This window comes from Streptomyces virginiae (assembly GCF_000720455.1).
GTDB lineage: Bacteria > Actinomycetota > Actinomycetes > Streptomycetales > Streptomycetaceae > Streptomyces > Streptomyces virginiae.
Window position 1 is genome coordinate 69,197 of the sequence record NZ_JOAK01000006.1, and the last position, 15,677, is coordinate 84,873.

Below are 15,677 nucleotides of genomic sequence, written 5' to 3' on the forward strand. Positions count from 1 at the left end.
GGCCGGGTCCGCCCGGAAGGAGCGGGTGCGGGATGCATGAGGAGATGCCGCTGCAGGACCTGATCAGCAGCGCCGCCCAGGACGCCGGCGGGTGGCTGGGCGCCCTGCCGGTGGCGCTCGTGGCCACGAGCGGCGACGGGATGATCGTGCGGTGGAACCACGGCGCGCAGGAGCTGCTGGGCTACGACCCGCCCCAGGTGATCGGACGGCACATCGCCGACCTCCTCCACCCCGGCGCCGATCGCAGTCTGGGCCGTTCCCTGTGGGAGACGGCCGCGACCGGCCGCGGGGTGATGGGTACGGTCACCGCCTGGCACCGCAACGGTCATCCGCTGGAACTGGAGATCTGGGCCTGCCCGGTACCCGATCGCCGGCACGGCGCGTCGGCCGTGCTGGTGTTCGCCGCGGACGCGCACGCGGCTCGCCGGATCCGGGGGGCCTCGGCGGTGTGGGACGGCCTGTTCGCCCGCTCGCCCGTCGGGATCGCCGTCCTGGACACGCAGCTGCGGTTCCTGCAGGTCAATCCGGCGCTGGAGGCGATGAACGGTCTGACGGAGTCGGCCCATGTCGGCAGGCGTCTGGCGGAGGTGCTGCCGGAGGTGAACGCGGGCGAGATGGAGGAGGCCATGCGGCAGGTGCTGGAGACCGGCGAGCCGGTCCTCAACCGCCTGCGCACCGGCCGGACCCCCGCCGACCCGGACCACGACCACGTGTGGGCGTGCTCGTACGTACGGGCCGAGGACCCCGGCGGTCAGCCGATCGGTGTGATCGCCTCCCTGCTCGACATCACCACGCAGCAGCGCGACCACTCCGAGGCCGAGGCGGGGCGGCGCCGGCTCGCCCTGCTCACGGAGGCCAGCTCCCGCATCGGCGCCAGCCTCGACCTCGAACGCACCGCGCAGGAGCTGGCCGACCTGTCCGTCCCGCACCTGGCGAGTGCCGTCACCGTGGACGTCCTGGACTCGCTCGCGTGCGGGAACGAACCGGGGATGGGGCTGACCGGGGGCGTCGCGCTGCGCCGTCTGGGCAAGGCCCCGCTGGCCGGCACGGCGATCACGCAGATCCTGGCGCCGCTGGGCAGGACCCTCACCTTCCCCGCGACCGCCCCGTACACCCAGGCCCTCGCGGCCCGTCAGCCCTACCTGGTCGCCCACCTCGACGCCATGACGGTCGCCTCGGCCTCCCGGCACACGCCCCGGCCCGCGCAGCTCATAGAGGCGGGCGTGCACTCGTTCCTGATGGTCCCGCTCATCGCGCGGGGTCTCGTCCTCGGTGTGGCCTCCTTCTTCCGCACCCGGCCCTTCGAGCCGTTCGGTTCCGACGACGTCACCCTCGCCGGCGAGCTCGCCGCCCGGGCCGCCATCAGCATCGACAACGCCCGCCTCTACCACCACGAGCACGAGACCGCGGTCGTACTGCAGCGCAGCATGCTGCCGCAGCACGTCACACCGCCCCCGGGCATCGAGATCGCCCACCGGTACCTGCCGGCCAGCGACGTCAACGAGGTCGGCGGGGACTGGTACGACGTGGTCCCCCTCACCGGAGGCAGGGCCGGCCTGCTCATGGGCGACGTGATGGGGCACGGCATCGCGGCCGCCGCGGTCATGGGGCGCCTCTCCGCGACCGTCCGCGCCCTGGCACGGCTCGACATGCCGCCGGCCGCGCTGCTCCACCAGCTGGAGGCGACCCTCGCGGACCTCGCGGAGCCGATGCTCGCCACGTTCCTGTACGTGGTGTGCGACCCGGCGACCGGCCACTGCACGGTCACGCGCGCCGGTCACCCGCCGCCCGCCGTGGCCGAGCCCGACGGCACCGTCTACCTGGTCAAGACGCCGCCCGGTGCGCCGCTGGGTGTCGGCGGGGTCACCTTCACCACCACCGACATCACCCTGCCGCAGGGCAGCCTGCTCGTCCTGTACACCGACGGGCTGATCGAGGCCCGCAACCGTGACATCGACGAGCGCCTGGGCGAGCTGACCGGCCTCCTCACGGAGCCCCTCCAGCCTCTCGACCACCTGTGCGACTCGCTGATCGCCCACCTCGTCCCGGCGTCCGCCGACGACGACATCGCCCTGCTGACGGCCCGCATCGGCACGAACCACCGCAGCGGCCGCTGAGTCGTGCGCCGGATGCGGATTCCGGCGGCTGTGGCGTCAGGCCCTGCGGTCGGATGCGTCGAAGCGGGCCAGGGCGAGGGCGCCGGCGTGGAGGGAGTCCTCCAGGGCGCGCTGCACGGCCCCGTCCAGGCCGCCCAGCGCCTGGGCGACCTCCTCGGTGGCGTCCCGTGCGATCTCGGCCGCCACGTCCCCCGGCGGGGTCCGGGGTCCCAGCTTGCTGACCGCCGACGCGGCGCGGGCCGGGGTGAGCAGGCCGGTGCCGTGGGCGAGCAGCCAGCCGGGGACGCCCGCGGCGCCTTCGGCCGGTGCCTGGTAGGGGCGCGCGCCGTCGAACCGTTCGTCCTCGGCGAAGGCGGGCTGCTTGGCCTTGGCCATGGGCCGGGCGTGCCCCCGGGACTCCCCCGCGGGTTTGACGACGAGGCCCTCGGCGAGGTTCTCGGGCAGGACCGGCAGACCGAGCAGGCCGGGCAGCCGGGTCGGGAAGAGCGCGGGCAGCTCCTGGAGCCGTGCGAGCGGCCCCTCGGCGAGCAGCGGCACGCAGAGCAGGCCCGCCGACTGCGCCGCCGCGCGCAGGGCACGGTCGGCGACCCAGCACGGGCCGTCCTCGTCGGTGACGGTCGCGTCGAAGGGCAGCCAGATCAGATCGGGGGCGTACCAGACGCCGGTCTGTACGGCCGCCGCGCCCGGCACGGCCGGGACGTCGGGGTGGGGGTAGCGGCCGCCGGCCAGTTCGCCGTACACGGTCACGACCGCCGTCTGCGGCGCGCCGGTGGCCTCCCGCAGGGCCTGTGCGCAGCGGGTCGCCGCGACGGCCAGGGCGGGCCATATCCGGCCGACGCCGAAGAAGTCGTCGAGTCCGCCGTCGCCGAGCAGCTCGCGCCGCTTGGCGGGGTGGGCGCCCGCCGCGTCGCAGACGACGGCGAAGTTCGCGCCGTGGATCTTCTCGTGGGCCACCCAGGTCCGGCCGCGGGCCTCGCCCAGCCGGGTGTTCGCGGGGATCTTGGGATAGGGGGACCAGCCGGGTTCACGGTGCACCGGGCGATGGTAGCGATCACGCCCCGCGCCGAGCAGGCCTTTTACGGGCACGACACTCGCAGCCGTGGACCCCACCACCGCTGCGCTCACGCAATGCAACGCTGATTAGAGAGTGTTGCTTGTCCCTTGGCGGCGGCTCGGGGATACAAGGGGCCTCCTCAACCGCCACCGGCTGCGACGTTCCTGCGCCGCAGCCGGTGCCACCACCGGCTCTGGGGCCGTTGGGTGGACATGGCCAGCGCTGTCTCCAGCGCGTTGCGGGTGCTCAAGGTGTGCGTGTGCTCGGCGCCCAGGATGCGGACGAGGTCATCGAGGGTTCGGCGCAGCAGGTCTATCGCCTCGCCCTGCTCACCTGCACTGGTCAAAGCGAGAGCGAGGTTGTGGCGACTGGCAAGGGTATCCGGGTGTTCGGGGCCCAGGACGCGAGTGCGGTCCTCCAGAGTCTGCCGGTGCATGCGCACTGCTTGTGCGTGTTCGCCCAGCCCGTCCAGCGCGAGACCGAGGCTGTCCCGGCTGGCCAGTGTGTGCGGATGCCCGTCGCCCAGAATGCGGGCGTGGTCGTTGAGCGCCTGCCGCAGCAGCCGTATCGCTTCCGTCTGCTGCCCCGCCCTGGTCAGGGCGCTGGCGAGGTTGTGGCGGCTGAGCAGGGTGAGGTGGTGCTCGGGGCCCAGTACCCGGATGCGGTCCTCCAGGGTGCTCCGGTGGATGCGCGCTGCTTGTGCGTGCTCGCCCGTCCCGTCGAGCGCGAGACCGAGGCTGTCCCGGCTGGCCAGGGTGTGCGGATGCTGGGGGCCCAGGACACGGGTTCGGTCGTTGAGGGTCTGCCGCAGCAGGCCCACCGCCTCGGCATGCCCACCCGTCCCGTCCACGGCGCATGCGAGGTCGTTGCGGCTGGTCAAGGTATCGGGGTGCACGGGGCCCAGGACGCGGGCGCGGTCCTCCAGGGTCTGCCTGAGCAGACGTATTGCCTCGGCCGGCTCTCCCATTCCGAACAGGGCATTGCCCAGGTTGTTGCGGCTGGTCAAGGTGTCGGGGTGCTCGGGGCCCAGCAGGCGGGTCTCGACGTCGAGGACCCGTTCGTGCAGCAGGCGCGCCGCACCGAAAGCGCCGGCCTCCTGCAGCACCTGCGCCAGGGTGTTGAGAGTGGTGCGGTGGTGCGTGGCGGTGCTCGGGTCCGCGTAGTCGAGCAGCAGCGGCAGGTGGGGGGCGAGGAGCACGGCTGCGGGCCAACCAGCGCGCCCGCGCTGGTTGGCCTCGTGCACAGCCGTGGTCAGCCGCTCGGCAAGAGCCCGGTGCCACACGGCGAGATCGGAGGTCTCGGCCGTGAGGGCGACAGCGTTGATCTCTCGGATCAGGGGGTGCAGCACCACCTGCGCCCCCTCACTGCTGCCCGGCGCCGGGCCGGTGCTGCCGGGAGAGTGGGGCAGGCCGAGGAGACCGTAGCGGTGCAGGCCGGCGAACGCGGCCTCCAGGGCCGCCGCGGTGACGTCGTGTCCGGTGACGACGGACAGCAGGTCCGGGGTGATCAGCGACAGTGGGACGGGGGCTTGAGCCAGCAGGGCCAGCAGTCGCAACAAGGGGCGGGCCAAAGCGTCGCCCTCCCCGGCGAGCTGGTCCAAGGACACCTCCCAGGTGTGCCGCACCACGGCGCGGGCGACCTGCGGATGGGAGGCATGAGGGTGCGCGGCTCCCAACAAGGACCGCAGTTCCTGGTCCAGGGCCTGGCGGTAGGCGGCAAAGGTGCGGTAGCGGCTGGTGGGTCCGGCCAGATAGGTGCCGGCCGCGTGCAACGCCAGTGGCAGCCCGCCCAGTCGCGCCGCCAGCTCCCGGGCCTGCTCGGCGGTGCCGGCCACGGGAGCAGCGTCCAGCAGGACCTGCCCCGCGGGTCGCGCCGGAAGCGGCTCCAGTGGCAGCAGCTGTGCGCACGGACCCCAGGTCTGCTCGCTGCCGTCCCGGCTGGTCACCACCAGCAGGCCCCGGCCGTGAGGACGGATCCAGCCGCGATACTCGGCCACCGGTTCCCCTGCCGGGCCGATCTCGTGCGGCTCGTCGGCGTTGTCCACCACCAGCAGCCACCGCCGCACCCGGCCCAACTGTCGCCAGACCACATCCGGCAGGCTCGCCCGCCCCGCTCGCGCGGCCTCCAGCTCTGCCTCTGGCAGGCCGCAGGCCAGCGCCGTCTCCACCATCTGCTGCGCCAGCTCGGCACCGTCGCGCCAGCGCACCCAGAACACTCGCCAGCCCGCCGCCTCGGCCTGGGCGGCCAGTTGCGCGGCCACCGTCGTCTTGCCCATCCCGCCGACCGCGCACAGCACCGCGAACCGGCCTTGTGGCCGCCGAAGCATGCCTGCCAGCACGGCGAGTTCTCCCTCACGCCCCCGCACGCGCTGCACATGCGGGGGACGTAACGAAGCGTGACGGCCTCGGGCCAGTCGGCTCACCGGTGCCGGCCGCGCCGGGGGCCTTGGTGCGGCATCCAGATGCCGGCTCCACAGCAACAGCCCGATGCTGACCACCACCAGCACGGCGAACACCGGCCAGATCACCCACGCCTGCGCCGCCCAGCCAGGCACCGCGTCACTGGCGTAGTTGGTCACGGGCCCCAGCAGGGCCGCCACCAATGCGGCCCCTCCCGTTACCGCCGACCCGGCCCCCGCACCCCGTCCACGCCCCACGGTCTGCCACCCCCGTCCACCGTCACCAGGATGTTCCCGCCTGGATCACGTCCGTGGAAGGGTGCGGGTGGTCACGGCGCGGGCAGCGGTGTTGCTCCGGTTCAGCGGCCGGATGCCGAGCCTGCTGCTTGAACGCCGTCATCCGCCGCGCGGCGCGGCCCGGGCACCAGGGGTCGACGACCTGCTCTCCGAACGGGCACCCCCTGAGGGTGCGCCGTCACAGGGGGTCGACGTCCAGGAAGGCCGAGAGGACGGCCTCGCCGCCGGGGGTGCCCGGCAGGGCCAGTTCCGCCCAGATGACCTTGCCGTCGGGCGTGTAGCGGGTGCCCCAGTGCTCGCTGAGCTGCGCGACCAGGAACAGTCCGCGCCCGCCCTCGTCCGTGGTGGCGGCGTACCGCAGGTGGGGGGCGGTGCTGCTGCCGTCCCACACCTCGCAGGTCAGGTTGTGGTCGCGCAGGAGCCGTACCCGCACCGGCTCGCTTCCGTGCCGCAGGGCGTTCGTGATCAGTTCGCTGAGGATCAGTTCCGCGGCGAAGCCGAGTTCCGTCAGGTCCCATTCGTCGAGCTTCTTGGCGGCGACGCTGCGCATGGCGCCGACCGCGCTCGGTTCGAAGGGCACGTCCCACTGGGCGACCCGGTCCGGGCCGAGGGTCCGGGTCCGGGCGATGAGCAGGGCCACGTCGTCGGTCGGCCGGGCGGGGAGCATCATGTCGAGGACGGCCCGGCAGCTGTCGTGGGGGTCGCGGTCGGGGTGGCTCAGCGCCGCCCGGAGCAGTTCCAGGCCCTCGCCGATGTCCCGGGTGCGTTCCTCCACCAGCCCGTCGGTGTAGAGGACCAGCTGGCTGCCTTCGGCCAGCTCCAGTTCCGCGGTCTCGAACGGCATGCCTCCCAGGCCCAGCGGCGGTCCTGCGGGCAGCTCGACGATCTCGGTGCTGCCGTCGGGGGCGACCACGAGCGGGGGCAGGTGCCCGGCCCGGGCCATGGTGCAGCGCTGGGACACCGGGTCGTAGACGGCGTACAGGCAGGTGGCGCCCAGGACACCGCCGCCGTCCGCGTCGTCGGCGTCCCCGTTGTGGTCGTGGTCGATGCGCTGTACGAGGTCGTCCAGGCGGGCGAGGATCTCGTCGGGCGGCAGGTCGAGGGAGGAGAAGTTGTGGACCGCGGTGCGCAGCCGGCCCATGGTGGCGGCGGCGTGCAGGCCGTGTCCGACGACGTCGCCGACGACCAGGGCGACGCGGCTGCCGGGGAGCGGGATCACGTCGAACCAGTCGCCGCCGACTCCCGACTGGGCGGGCAGGTAGAAGTGCGCGACGTCCATGGCGCTCTGCTCGGGCAGGGCGCGCGGCAGCAGGCTGCGCTGGAGCGTGACGGCGAGGGCGTGTTCGCGGGTGTAGCGGCGGGCGTTGTCCATGCTGACCGCCGCGCGGGCGACGAGTTCCTCGGCGAGGGACAGCTCGTCCTCGTCGAAGGGCTCGTGTTTCTGCGACCGCCAGAAGTTGACCACGCCGAGGACGACGCCCCGGGCCATGAGGGGGGCCGCGATGAGCGAGTGGATGCCGTAGTCGACGATGGCGCGGGCGCGCGGCGGGTCCTGGGCCTGCCAGCCGGGTGCCTGGGACAGGTCGGGTACGAGTTCGGCCCGGCCGGTGCCGTAGCCGCGGGCCTGCGGGGTGGACGGCAGGAAGTCGATCAGCCGGCCGACGGGGTAGAGCGGGTGGTCGGAGCGGATGCCGCTGATCGCGGTGCGCCGCATGTCGGCGCCCGGGGCGGGCTCGTCGCCGTCGATGACCTGGTCGGCGAGGTCGACGGTGACGAAGTCCGCGAAGCGGGGTACGGCGACGGCGGCGAGCTCCTCGGCGGTGCGGACCACGTCGAGGGTGGTGCCGATGTCGCCGCCGGCGTCGTACAGCAGCTTGAGGCGCCTGCGGGCGGTCTCGGCCCGCGTGGTGAGGATCTGCATCTCGGTGGAGTCGCGGATGGTGACCGCCGCGCCCTCGGGCCGGCCGCGGGGGTGGGTGGGCCGCTGGTTGACGACGAGCAGGCGGTCGCCGGAGCCGATCACCTCGTCGGTGGCCTCGCGGCCGGAGAGCAGCAGGTCGGCCATCCGGCGCTCCAGGCCGGGGACGTCGCCGATGTGGCGGCCGTCCGCGTCGTCGGGCAGGCCGAGGAGGCGCTTGGCCTCGTCGTTGGCGAGCAGTAGCTTCCCTTCACCGTCGGTGATCAGGACGCCTTCGCGGACCGCGTGGAGCACCGCGTCGTGGTGCTCGTACATGCGGGTCATCTCCTGCGTGCCCAGCCCGTGGGTCTGGCGGCGCAGGCGCCTGCTGATCAGCCAGGTGCCCACCGTGGCGAGGGCCATGCCGGTGGCGATGGCCAGGAGGATGACGGGGAGCTGGCGGTCGACGACGCCGGTGACGTTCTTGACGGTGAGGCCCGCCGAGACGAGGGCGACGACCTTGCCGTCGGGGTCCTTGACCGGGACGACCGCCTGGATCTCCTTGCCGAGCGGGCCCTGGACGCTCTCGGTGAGGACGTTCCCGGCGAGGGAGGGTTTGATCGTGCCGACGAAGCGTTTCCCGATGCGGTCCGGCTGGGGGTGGGTGTAACGGATGCCGTTGGTGTCCATCACCACGATGAAGTCGACGCCGGCGGCCTTGCGCGTCTCCTCCGCGAGGGGTTGCAGGACCGCGGAGGGGTCGGAGGTCTTCAGCGCGGGCTGGAGGCCCAGGGAGTGCGCGAAGGTCTCGGCGACGGACACCGACCGGTTGCGTGCCTCGCGGTCGATGTCGTGCCGCGACTGGAGCACGAGGGCCAGGAGCGCTCCGGCGGCGAGCAACACCACGATCGCCACCTGGAGGACGAATACCTGGCCGGCGACGCTCCTGAAGCGGTTGCCTAGAGGTGACCGCACCGACGTGCCCGGCACGGGTGGCGAGGAATGGTCACGAACCCAGTTGTAGCACTTCCGGGCCTCCATGGCTCCCGGCATGCACAATTCGCGCCGGGAGTGTCACGCCCCGTTCCCCGCCGTCGCTCAGGACGAGCCGGGTGCGCCCGCCGCGCTGAGGTGGCCGGCGGGGGTGCCGGACGGGGCGGGCGCGGCTTGCCCCGTCGGGGCCGGGCTCTGCGTCGCCCCGGGGGTTTCCGGGGTGCAGACGACCTCGTCACGCGGGGTGTAGTGGGTCTTGAACTCTTCGCTGCGGACTTCCTTGCCGCCCTGTACGAAGACACGGCCGACGGTCACGTCGAAGCCTTCGAGGGGGGTCTGGACCTCGCAGGTCGGTCCGGTCCCGGTGCGCTTCGCAGGCGGCGTGATGTTGCTGCGCGGCCCCTTGGTCGCACGTATCTCGTCGTACTTCTTGGTGCCCAGGAGGGTGATGGTCAGCGAGGTGTCGGTGGACTGCGCCTGTATGTAGACGGGGTGGCCGGAGTCGTTGATCCAGCGCAGGTCGAGGGTGCCCCAGGCGACGGTGGCCTCGCGCCCCTCGGGGTAGCGCTCGATGTAGAAGGAGTGGGCGCCGTGCTCGACGGGCTTGAGGCCCGCGAAGAACATGGCGTTGTACATGGTCGTGGCGACCGCGGAGACGCCGCCGCCGGGCGACTTCACGTACTGGCCGTCATTGATCATGATGCCGTCGACGAAGCCGTTCTCCTTGGTGCGCTCACCGACCGTGCGGTTGAAGCTCCACTCCTTGCCCGGCTGGACCACGGAGCCGTTGATCAGTTCCACTGCGCGGCCGATGTTGGTGCTGCGGTAGGGGGCGGCCGGGAACTCCACGGTGAAGGAGGACATCTTCTCCTTGATGCCGAGCCGGGCCGCCTCGCTCGTGAGTTCCGGCTGGACGGCTACCGTGGCGACCTCACCGCTGCGGGCGGGGCCCGTGCGGGTCAGGAGCGGCAGCACGGCCTTGCCGAGGGCGTCCTCGGTGACCTTGCGTCCCGCACGGCTCTGCTGGGCCAGGACCACGGTGCCGTCCGGGCCGACGTGGGGTGCGGCGTCCAGCGGCGGACGGCTGACCTCCTCGATCGGGCGGGCCACGGCGGGGTCGGCGAGCAGGCCCTTGGAGTCGAGGGCGGGCACGAGACGGCCCTGGGCGTCGGCCCGCATCTTCAGGTGCTCGCCGAGCACGGCGGGGGTGATGGACATGCTCTTGCCGGCGACGGTGAGCGCGACGGGGCCCGACATGGCGGGCTGCGCGAACTGCTTCATGGCGCGGCCGGTCTCCTCGGCGCCGACGGCCGGCTCGGTCCGCTCGACCGGCAGCACGACCGGGGAGGTGTCGGTGCGCAGGTAGGAGTCACGGAGGGTGGTGAGGGCCCGGTCCTCGACGAGGGTGACGCCGGGGAGGGGGGTGACGGCCTTCGCCGCGCCCTTCTCGAAGGCGATGGCCCCGTCGCGGGGCGCGCGGGCGGTGGTCTCGGCTATGCGGTCGACCTCGGCCCGGCCCTTGTCCTCGTCCGCGCGGATCACGGGTTCGACGTCGCGCTCGCCGGAGGCGAAGAGGCCGCCGATGACGGTCACGGGGTCGTAGCCCTTGCGTACGGCGCGGTCGGCGGTCGCCTCCGTGTCGAGCGACAGCCCGAGGGCGGCGGGATCGGCCTTCTCGACGCGGTCGCCGATCTTCATGGCGACGGGCGCCGCGGCGGTGGGGCCGAGCTCCCGGTCCAGCGCCTGGCGGGCCTGCGCCACGGTCATTCCGCCGATGTCCACGCCGCGCACGCGGGTGCCCTGGTCGACGTCACCGCCGGCCACCAGTCCGGTGACGTAGAGGCCGCCCAGCCCGAGGACGACGGCTCCGCCCGCCACCATCGGCAGGGCCATCCGCCGGTTTCCCGTCCAGCCGCGCACGCGTCCCATGTCACTCCCAGTGGCGCCGACCGTCCCCGGACGGCGCTGTGCCGCGCGCTCGCGCGGCACATAGACGACAGTTACCGCGAATCATGATTCCCCCAAAAGGGGCAATTGAGGGATGAATGTAACGATTCTCACGATGCAGCCGCGCCGGGTCCCGGAGGGCCGCCCCCTGTCGGCGCGGCCGGGACGGCCGGGGGCTGCCCACCCCGTGGCGCAGGGTGGTCCGCCACCCGGTATGGAGCGCCAACTCAGCTGCCCACCAGGCTCGTTGCCCTCTTCGGATCATCGGGATAGATTTCCGGAAACTGTTTCCGATGCAGGCGGGGAAGGCTACGTGTCAGAGCTGGCGGGGAGCGGGGCCGAGCCGCTGGAGGCGGAGGATCCGCTTCGGATCGGACCGATCCCCCTGGCGGGGCGGCTCGGGGCCGGCGGCATGGGGCGGGTGTACCTCGGAGTCCAGGACGGCCGGTACGTCGCCGTCAAGCAGCTCCTGTCCTCCGTCGTCGCCGAGGACGCGGACTTCCTGCGCCGCTTCGGGCACGAGCTGGACAACCTCGCCCGGCTGCCCGCCGACGCCACCGCGCCGCTGCTGGCCAGCGACCGCGGGGCGAAGCCGCCGTGGTTCGCCACCGCCTACATCCCCGGGATCACCCTGCGGGAGGCCATCACGCTGCACGGGGGTCCGCTGCCCGGGGACGCGCTGTGGCTGCTGCTGCGGGAGGCGGCGTCGAGCCTGGCCGCGGTGCACGCGCTGGACATGGTGCACCGCGACCTCAAGCCCTCGAACGTGATGCTGACCCTGGACGGGCTGACGCTCATCGACTTCGGTGTCGCCCGGGCCGCCGAACAGAGCCAGCTGACCAGGACCGGCATGGTCGTGGGCACTCCCGCCTACATGGCCCCCGAGCAGGCCTCGGGGAAGCGGCGGCTGAGCGGCGCCACCGACGTCTTCGCGCTGGGGTCGGTCCTGGCGTACGCGGCGTGCGGCCGGCCGCCCTTCGGGGACGAGTCGGGGCATGGCGTGCTGTACCGCATCGTCCACGAGGAACCCGACCTGGAGCCGCTGCGGGAGCTGGAGCCTGAGCTGGCCGCGCTCGTCGAGGCCTGCCTCGCCAAGGATCCGGACGACCGCCCCACGGCGCCGGAACTCCTTGAGCGCGCCTCCCGGCAGGGCCCCTTCACGCAGCCGCTGTGGCCGGCGGCCATCGACGAGCGCCTGACCGAACGGGCCGCCTTCGCCGCCGATGTGCAGGACATCGACGTGCCCACGCTCCCGCTCGCCGGCGAGAAGGCAGGGGCGGAAGAAGCGGGGAAGGGGGAGGCCGCGGCTCGCGGGCCCGAGCCCGCGCCGGCCGTCGGGTCCCTCCCGGACGGACCCGAACGGCGCGAGCGGCGCCGCCGGACCCGTGTCCTCCTCGCGGTCCTCCCCGTCGTCGTCGTGTCCGGCGGCACGACACTCGCCATCCAGCACCTGCCGCACTCCTCCTCGCCGCGGGCCGAGGCACAGCACACCCCGACGGCTCCCGTGACGGCCCCGGCCGACCCGGCGTCGGTGGCCGGCGGCAGCCCGTCCGGTACGTCTGCGGCCGTACAGCCGCCGGCCCAGGACCCCGGGCAGGCGCAGGGCGCCACGGGCGGCGCCCCGGTCACGGCGGTGGGCGGCAACGGTCCCAGCGCGGGCCCGGGGCCCGGCGGCGGCGCCCCACCGGGCCCGGGCGGCTCCGGAAGCTCGGCGAACGCGGGCGGCGGCGGCAACGACGGCGGATCCCGCCCGTCCGCCGGGGGGACCTCGACGGCCCCCACCAAGGCCCCGGCGCAGCCCCCCTCGCCCCCCGACTCCGGCACCTACCGCTACCGCAACGGCAACAACGGCAAGTGCATCACCCAGGTCTTCGGATCCTCGGACTTCGGCGACTGCGCGAACGGTTCCGCCCGCTGGACCGTACAGAGCAGGTCGGACGGGAGCTTCAAGCTCGTCAACCAGCAGAGTGGAAGCTGCCTCTACTCCAACGGTCTCGGCCAGGCCGTCTTCGTCGGCGACTGCGCCCAGGACATCGGCCGTGTGTGGCGCACGGGCTCGGGCGGCGCCCTGCGCAGCGACCTCGGCGGCGGCTGCCTCGACCTCGGCATGAGCAGCGGCCTGGTGACGAAGACCTGCGGCGGGGAGGCGTCCCAGCGCTGGACGAAGCAGTCCTAGGTCGTGTCCGCAAAGTCCCGCCTGCGCGGCGCCCGCCCTCCGGGCGGCCGACGCTACCTTGCGGACACTCCCTAAGGGCGGGCACCGCCGGCTGCCCGGCCGACGCGCCCGGGGCCGTGGCCGATGGTTCGTCAAGATCGACGGGATGGCACACTGGCCGACCGGACGGCGAACCGAGAGGGCGGACACCATCGTGCGAAGGCATCGGGGGCGCGCAGCCCTGGCGTCCCTGGTCATGGCGGCGCTGATGACGGCGACGGTCTCCGCCTGCGGCACCGCGCTGCAGGACCTCGGGCCGCTGCCCCCGCGCTTCTCGGGTCCGCCGCTGCCGGCGGACACGGTGGTCTCGGAGATGACGTCGGCCCTCGCGGCGGAGGGCGTCACGGTGACGCGGCAGCCCTCGGGCGCCCCGGGCCGGTGCACCGAGCAGTTGTCGGGCCGGCATGCCCCCGCGACGGTGGACTCCGCCCTCAAGGCCGCCTTCGCGCGGGCCCGTTCCGACTACGGCTGGCAGGCCGGCCCCGACCTCGGCAGCGGCACGCTCACCCTCACGAAGGGCAACTGGACCGTTCTGGCGAGCTTCCCGGCCCCGGAGCCGGCGCAGGGCATCCAGGCCATGGTGGTGATGTCCCTGACCTGCCTGGACGCGGGCGGCTCCACCCCCACCCCGACGCTCGCCCCCACCCCGGGCACGTAGGGGGCGCCGGTGCGGGCCGCTCCGGAAAGGCGCCCCGGACGCGGCGTCAGAAGGCCCGCAGGAGGTACTTGGTGCGGAAGCCGCCGCTGGTGGAGCAGTCGAGGGTGCTCTGCGTGCTCGTGTAGGTGAAGCCCGAGGGGACGGTGCACGCCCACAGACCGGTCTTCGGGGTGCGCAGTAAGTACTTGGTGCGGAAGCCGCCGCCCGTCGAGCAGTCGAGGGTGTTCTGGGTGGAGGAGTAGGTGAACCCGTCGCCCAGGGTGCAGGCCCACAGCCCGTCGGCGGGCGGCTGGACGAAGTAGTAGGTGCGGAAGCCGCTGTCCCCGCAGTTGAGGGTTTGCTGGGTGGAGGTGAAGGTGTAGCCGGGCGGGACGGTACAGGACCAGAACCCGGCAGCCGCGGCCGTGGCCCCGGGCGCCGGTGAGGCGGACGCGGTGGCGGGGGCGAGGGCGGTGGCCAGCAGGACGGCCGCGCTGCCGCCACAGAGCAGCAGCGTACGCAGTTTCGATCGGATCACGGGATGCACTCCTGGCTCGTTGTTCACCGGACGGAACCGTGCGACGGGAGGTGCCGGGATCTGCTCCGCTCCGGACCTCCGCGGGGCGCGCGCTGAATGCTGGCAGCCGCATAGTCCCCGGGCAAGGGCGGCCCGGCCCCTCCCCACCGACTTCCGGCCGCCTCGGACGAGCCTGTGACCTGCACGATCGCCGAGGTGAGGTGGCGGGCGGGAGCGCAACGCGACCGGAAACTACACGGGCAGGGGCGGGAGGGGCGCCTCGTACAGCCAGGCCGAGTACAGGTCGTCCAGCGGATCGGCAGCGTAGCGTGCGGCGTGGGCGGTGAAGGCGGCGGTGCTCACCACGCCGTGACGGTGCACGGTGGCCCAGTCGCGCAGCATGCGGAAGAAGGCCTCGTCACCGAGGGCGCGGCGGATCGCGTGGACGGCGAGGCCGCCGCGCTGGTAGAGGCGGTCGTCGAACATCAGCTTCCGGCCGGGGTCGACCAGCCGCAGGTCCTGCGGCCGGGCGTTCAGCGACCGGTGCGCGGCTGCCGCCTGCTCGTGTGCGGTGCGGCCGCCGGAGCGCTCCGACCAGAGCCATTCGGCGTACTTCGCGAAGCCTTCGTTGAGCCAGATGTGGCGCCAGTCGGCGATGGTCACGCTGTTGCCGAACCACTGGTGCGCGAGTTCGTGGGCGATGAGGCGCTCCGAGCCGCGTACGCCGTCCACGTGGTTGGCCCCGAAGAGGGAGAGCCCCTGCGCCTCCACCGGCACGTCCAGTTCCTCGTCGGCGACGACGACCGCGTACTCGCCGAAGGGGTAGGGGCCGAAGAGTTCCTCGAAGAGCTGCATCATGGCGGGCTGCCGGGCGAAGTCCCGGGCGAACCGCGGGAGCAGGTGGGCGGGCACGTGGGCGCTCTGCGTCACGCCGCCGAGCCCCGGGTCGCCCAGGAGCACCGTCTGGTACATGCCGATGGCCAGGCCGACCAGGTAGCTGGAGGTCGGCGCGGGCTGCTCGTACACCCAGGTGGTGGTGCTGGCGCGGGTGGTCCGGGTGAGCAGCCGGCCGCCGGCCACGACCGTGTAGGCGGACGGCGTGTTGACGGAGATCTGGTAGGAGGCCTTGTCGGCGGGGCGGTCGTTGCAGGGGTACCAGGAGGGAGCGCCGACCGGCTGGCTGGCCACGAGGGCGCCGTCGGTCAGTTCCTCCCAGCCGAGGCCGCCCCAGGGGCTGCGCACCGGCTTGGGGTTGCCCGACCACTGCACGTCGACGGTGAAGGCGGCTCCGGCCGGCAGCGGTTTGGCCGGCCGGATGCGGAGCCTGCCGCCGCGGTGCGTGTACTGCGGCGCCCGCCCGTTGACGAGGACTCGGCCCAGCTTGAAATCGGCCAGGTTCAGGTGGAACTCGGTGAGCGGTGCCCGGCCGGCGATCGCGCTGAGGCGGCCCGTTCCGGCCAGCCGGTTGGGGGCGGGACGGTAGTCCAGGGCGATCTCGTACCGGTGCACGCGGTATCGGGCGTCCCCGTTGGCCGGAAAATACGGGTCCGATACCGCTGTGGTCTGGCCGCTCACTGCCGCTTCCGCTCCCTGCGCCGTGCTCGT

At 73.3% G+C, this 15,677-nt stretch carries 9 protein-coding genes; 3 read left to right on the forward strand and 6 right to left on the reverse strand.

Annotated elements, in window-relative coordinates; translation table 11 throughout:
- Positions 1 to 32: 32 nt before the first annotated feature.
- On the forward strand, positions 33 to 2,117 hold the full coding sequence (locus IG86_RS0112355) for a SpoIIE family protein phosphatase (protein WP_030896744.1): 2,085 nt from the start codon (positions 33 to 35) through the stop codon (positions 2,115 to 2,117).
- Between the two features lie 36 nt (positions 2,118 to 2,153).
- Here IG86_RS0112355 and IG86_RS39850 read toward each other — a convergent pair whose 3' ends face one another.
- The 4 genes from IG86_RS39850 to IG86_RS0112375 form a co-directional block, all read right to left on the reverse strand.
- Positions 2,154 to 3,152: an RNA ligase family protein gene (locus IG86_RS39850; protein ID WP_051785112.1), complete on the reverse strand. Its 999-nt coding sequence runs from the start codon at positions 3,150 to 3,152 to the stop codon at positions 2,154 to 2,156.
- Positions 3,153 to 3,310: 158 nt separating this feature from the next.
- A complete protein-coding gene (gene fxsT, locus IG86_RS0112365; protein ID WP_338116742.1) occupies positions 3,311 to 5,827 on the reverse strand; it encodes an FxSxx-COOH system tetratricopeptide repeat protein in 2,517 nt (838 codons plus the stop codon).
- A 217-nt stretch (positions 5,828 to 6,044) separates the two neighbouring features.
- Complete coding sequence (locus IG86_RS0112370; RefSeq protein WP_385871563.1) at positions 6,045 to 8,678, reverse strand: SpoIIE family protein phosphatase; 2,634 nt, start codon at positions 8,676 to 8,678, stop codon at positions 6,045 to 6,047.
- A 183-nt stretch (positions 8,679 to 8,861) separates the two neighbouring features.
- Entirely contained in the window at positions 8,862 to 10,685 is a 1,824-nt protein-coding gene (locus IG86_RS0112375; RefSeq protein ID WP_063761514.1) for a VanW family protein, read from the reverse strand.
- A gap of 331 nt (positions 10,686 to 11,016) precedes the next feature.
- Here IG86_RS0112375 and IG86_RS0112380 point away from each other — a divergent pair, with 331 nt between their 5' ends.
- Together IG86_RS0112380 and IG86_RS0112385 are read left to right on the forward strand one after the other, a co-directional pair.
- The gene (locus IG86_RS0112380; RefSeq protein WP_030896750.1) at positions 11,017 to 12,879 is read left to right on the forward strand and encodes a protein kinase domain-containing protein; all 1,863 of its coding nucleotides are present in this window, start codon (positions 11,017 to 11,019) and stop codon (positions 12,877 to 12,879) included.
- A 193-nt stretch (positions 12,880 to 13,072) separates the two neighbouring features.
- Positions 13,073 to 13,576: an LPS-assembly lipoprotein LptE gene (locus IG86_RS0112385; protein ID WP_234316307.1), complete on the forward strand. Its 504-nt coding sequence runs from the start codon at positions 13,073 to 13,075 to the stop codon at positions 13,574 to 13,576.
- 46 nt (positions 13,577 to 13,622) lie between these two features.
- On the opposite strand, the gene IG86_RS0112390 is transcribed toward IG86_RS0112385, so the two are convergent.
- Both IG86_RS0112390 and IG86_RS0112395 read right to left on the reverse strand, forming a co-directional pair.
- The gene (locus IG86_RS0112390) at positions 13,623 to 14,093 is read right to left on the reverse strand and encodes a hypothetical protein (protein WP_030819772.1); all 471 of its coding nucleotides are present in this window, start codon (positions 14,091 to 14,093) and stop codon (positions 13,623 to 13,625) included.
- A 231-nt stretch (positions 14,094 to 14,324) separates the two neighbouring features.
- Positions 14,325 to 15,647 carry a M1 family metallopeptidase gene (locus IG86_RS0112395; RefSeq protein WP_030819775.1) on the reverse strand — a complete coding sequence of 441 codons (1,323 nt, stop codon included), beginning with the start codon at positions 15,645 to 15,647 and terminating at the stop codon, positions 14,325 to 14,327.
- Positions 15,648 to 15,677 lie beyond the last annotated feature (30 nt).

What these genes read in the sequence shown, in the direction of transcription:
- IG86_RS0112355 (WP_030896744.1), top strand. Translation starts at nt 33, where the DNA reads ATGCATGAGGAGATGCCGCTGCAGGACCTGATCAGCAGCGCCGCCCAG.
- IG86_RS0112375 (WP_063761514.1), bottom strand. Translation starts at nt 10,685, where the DNA reads ATGGGACGCGTGCGCGGCTGGACGGGAAACCGGCGGATGGCCCTGCCG.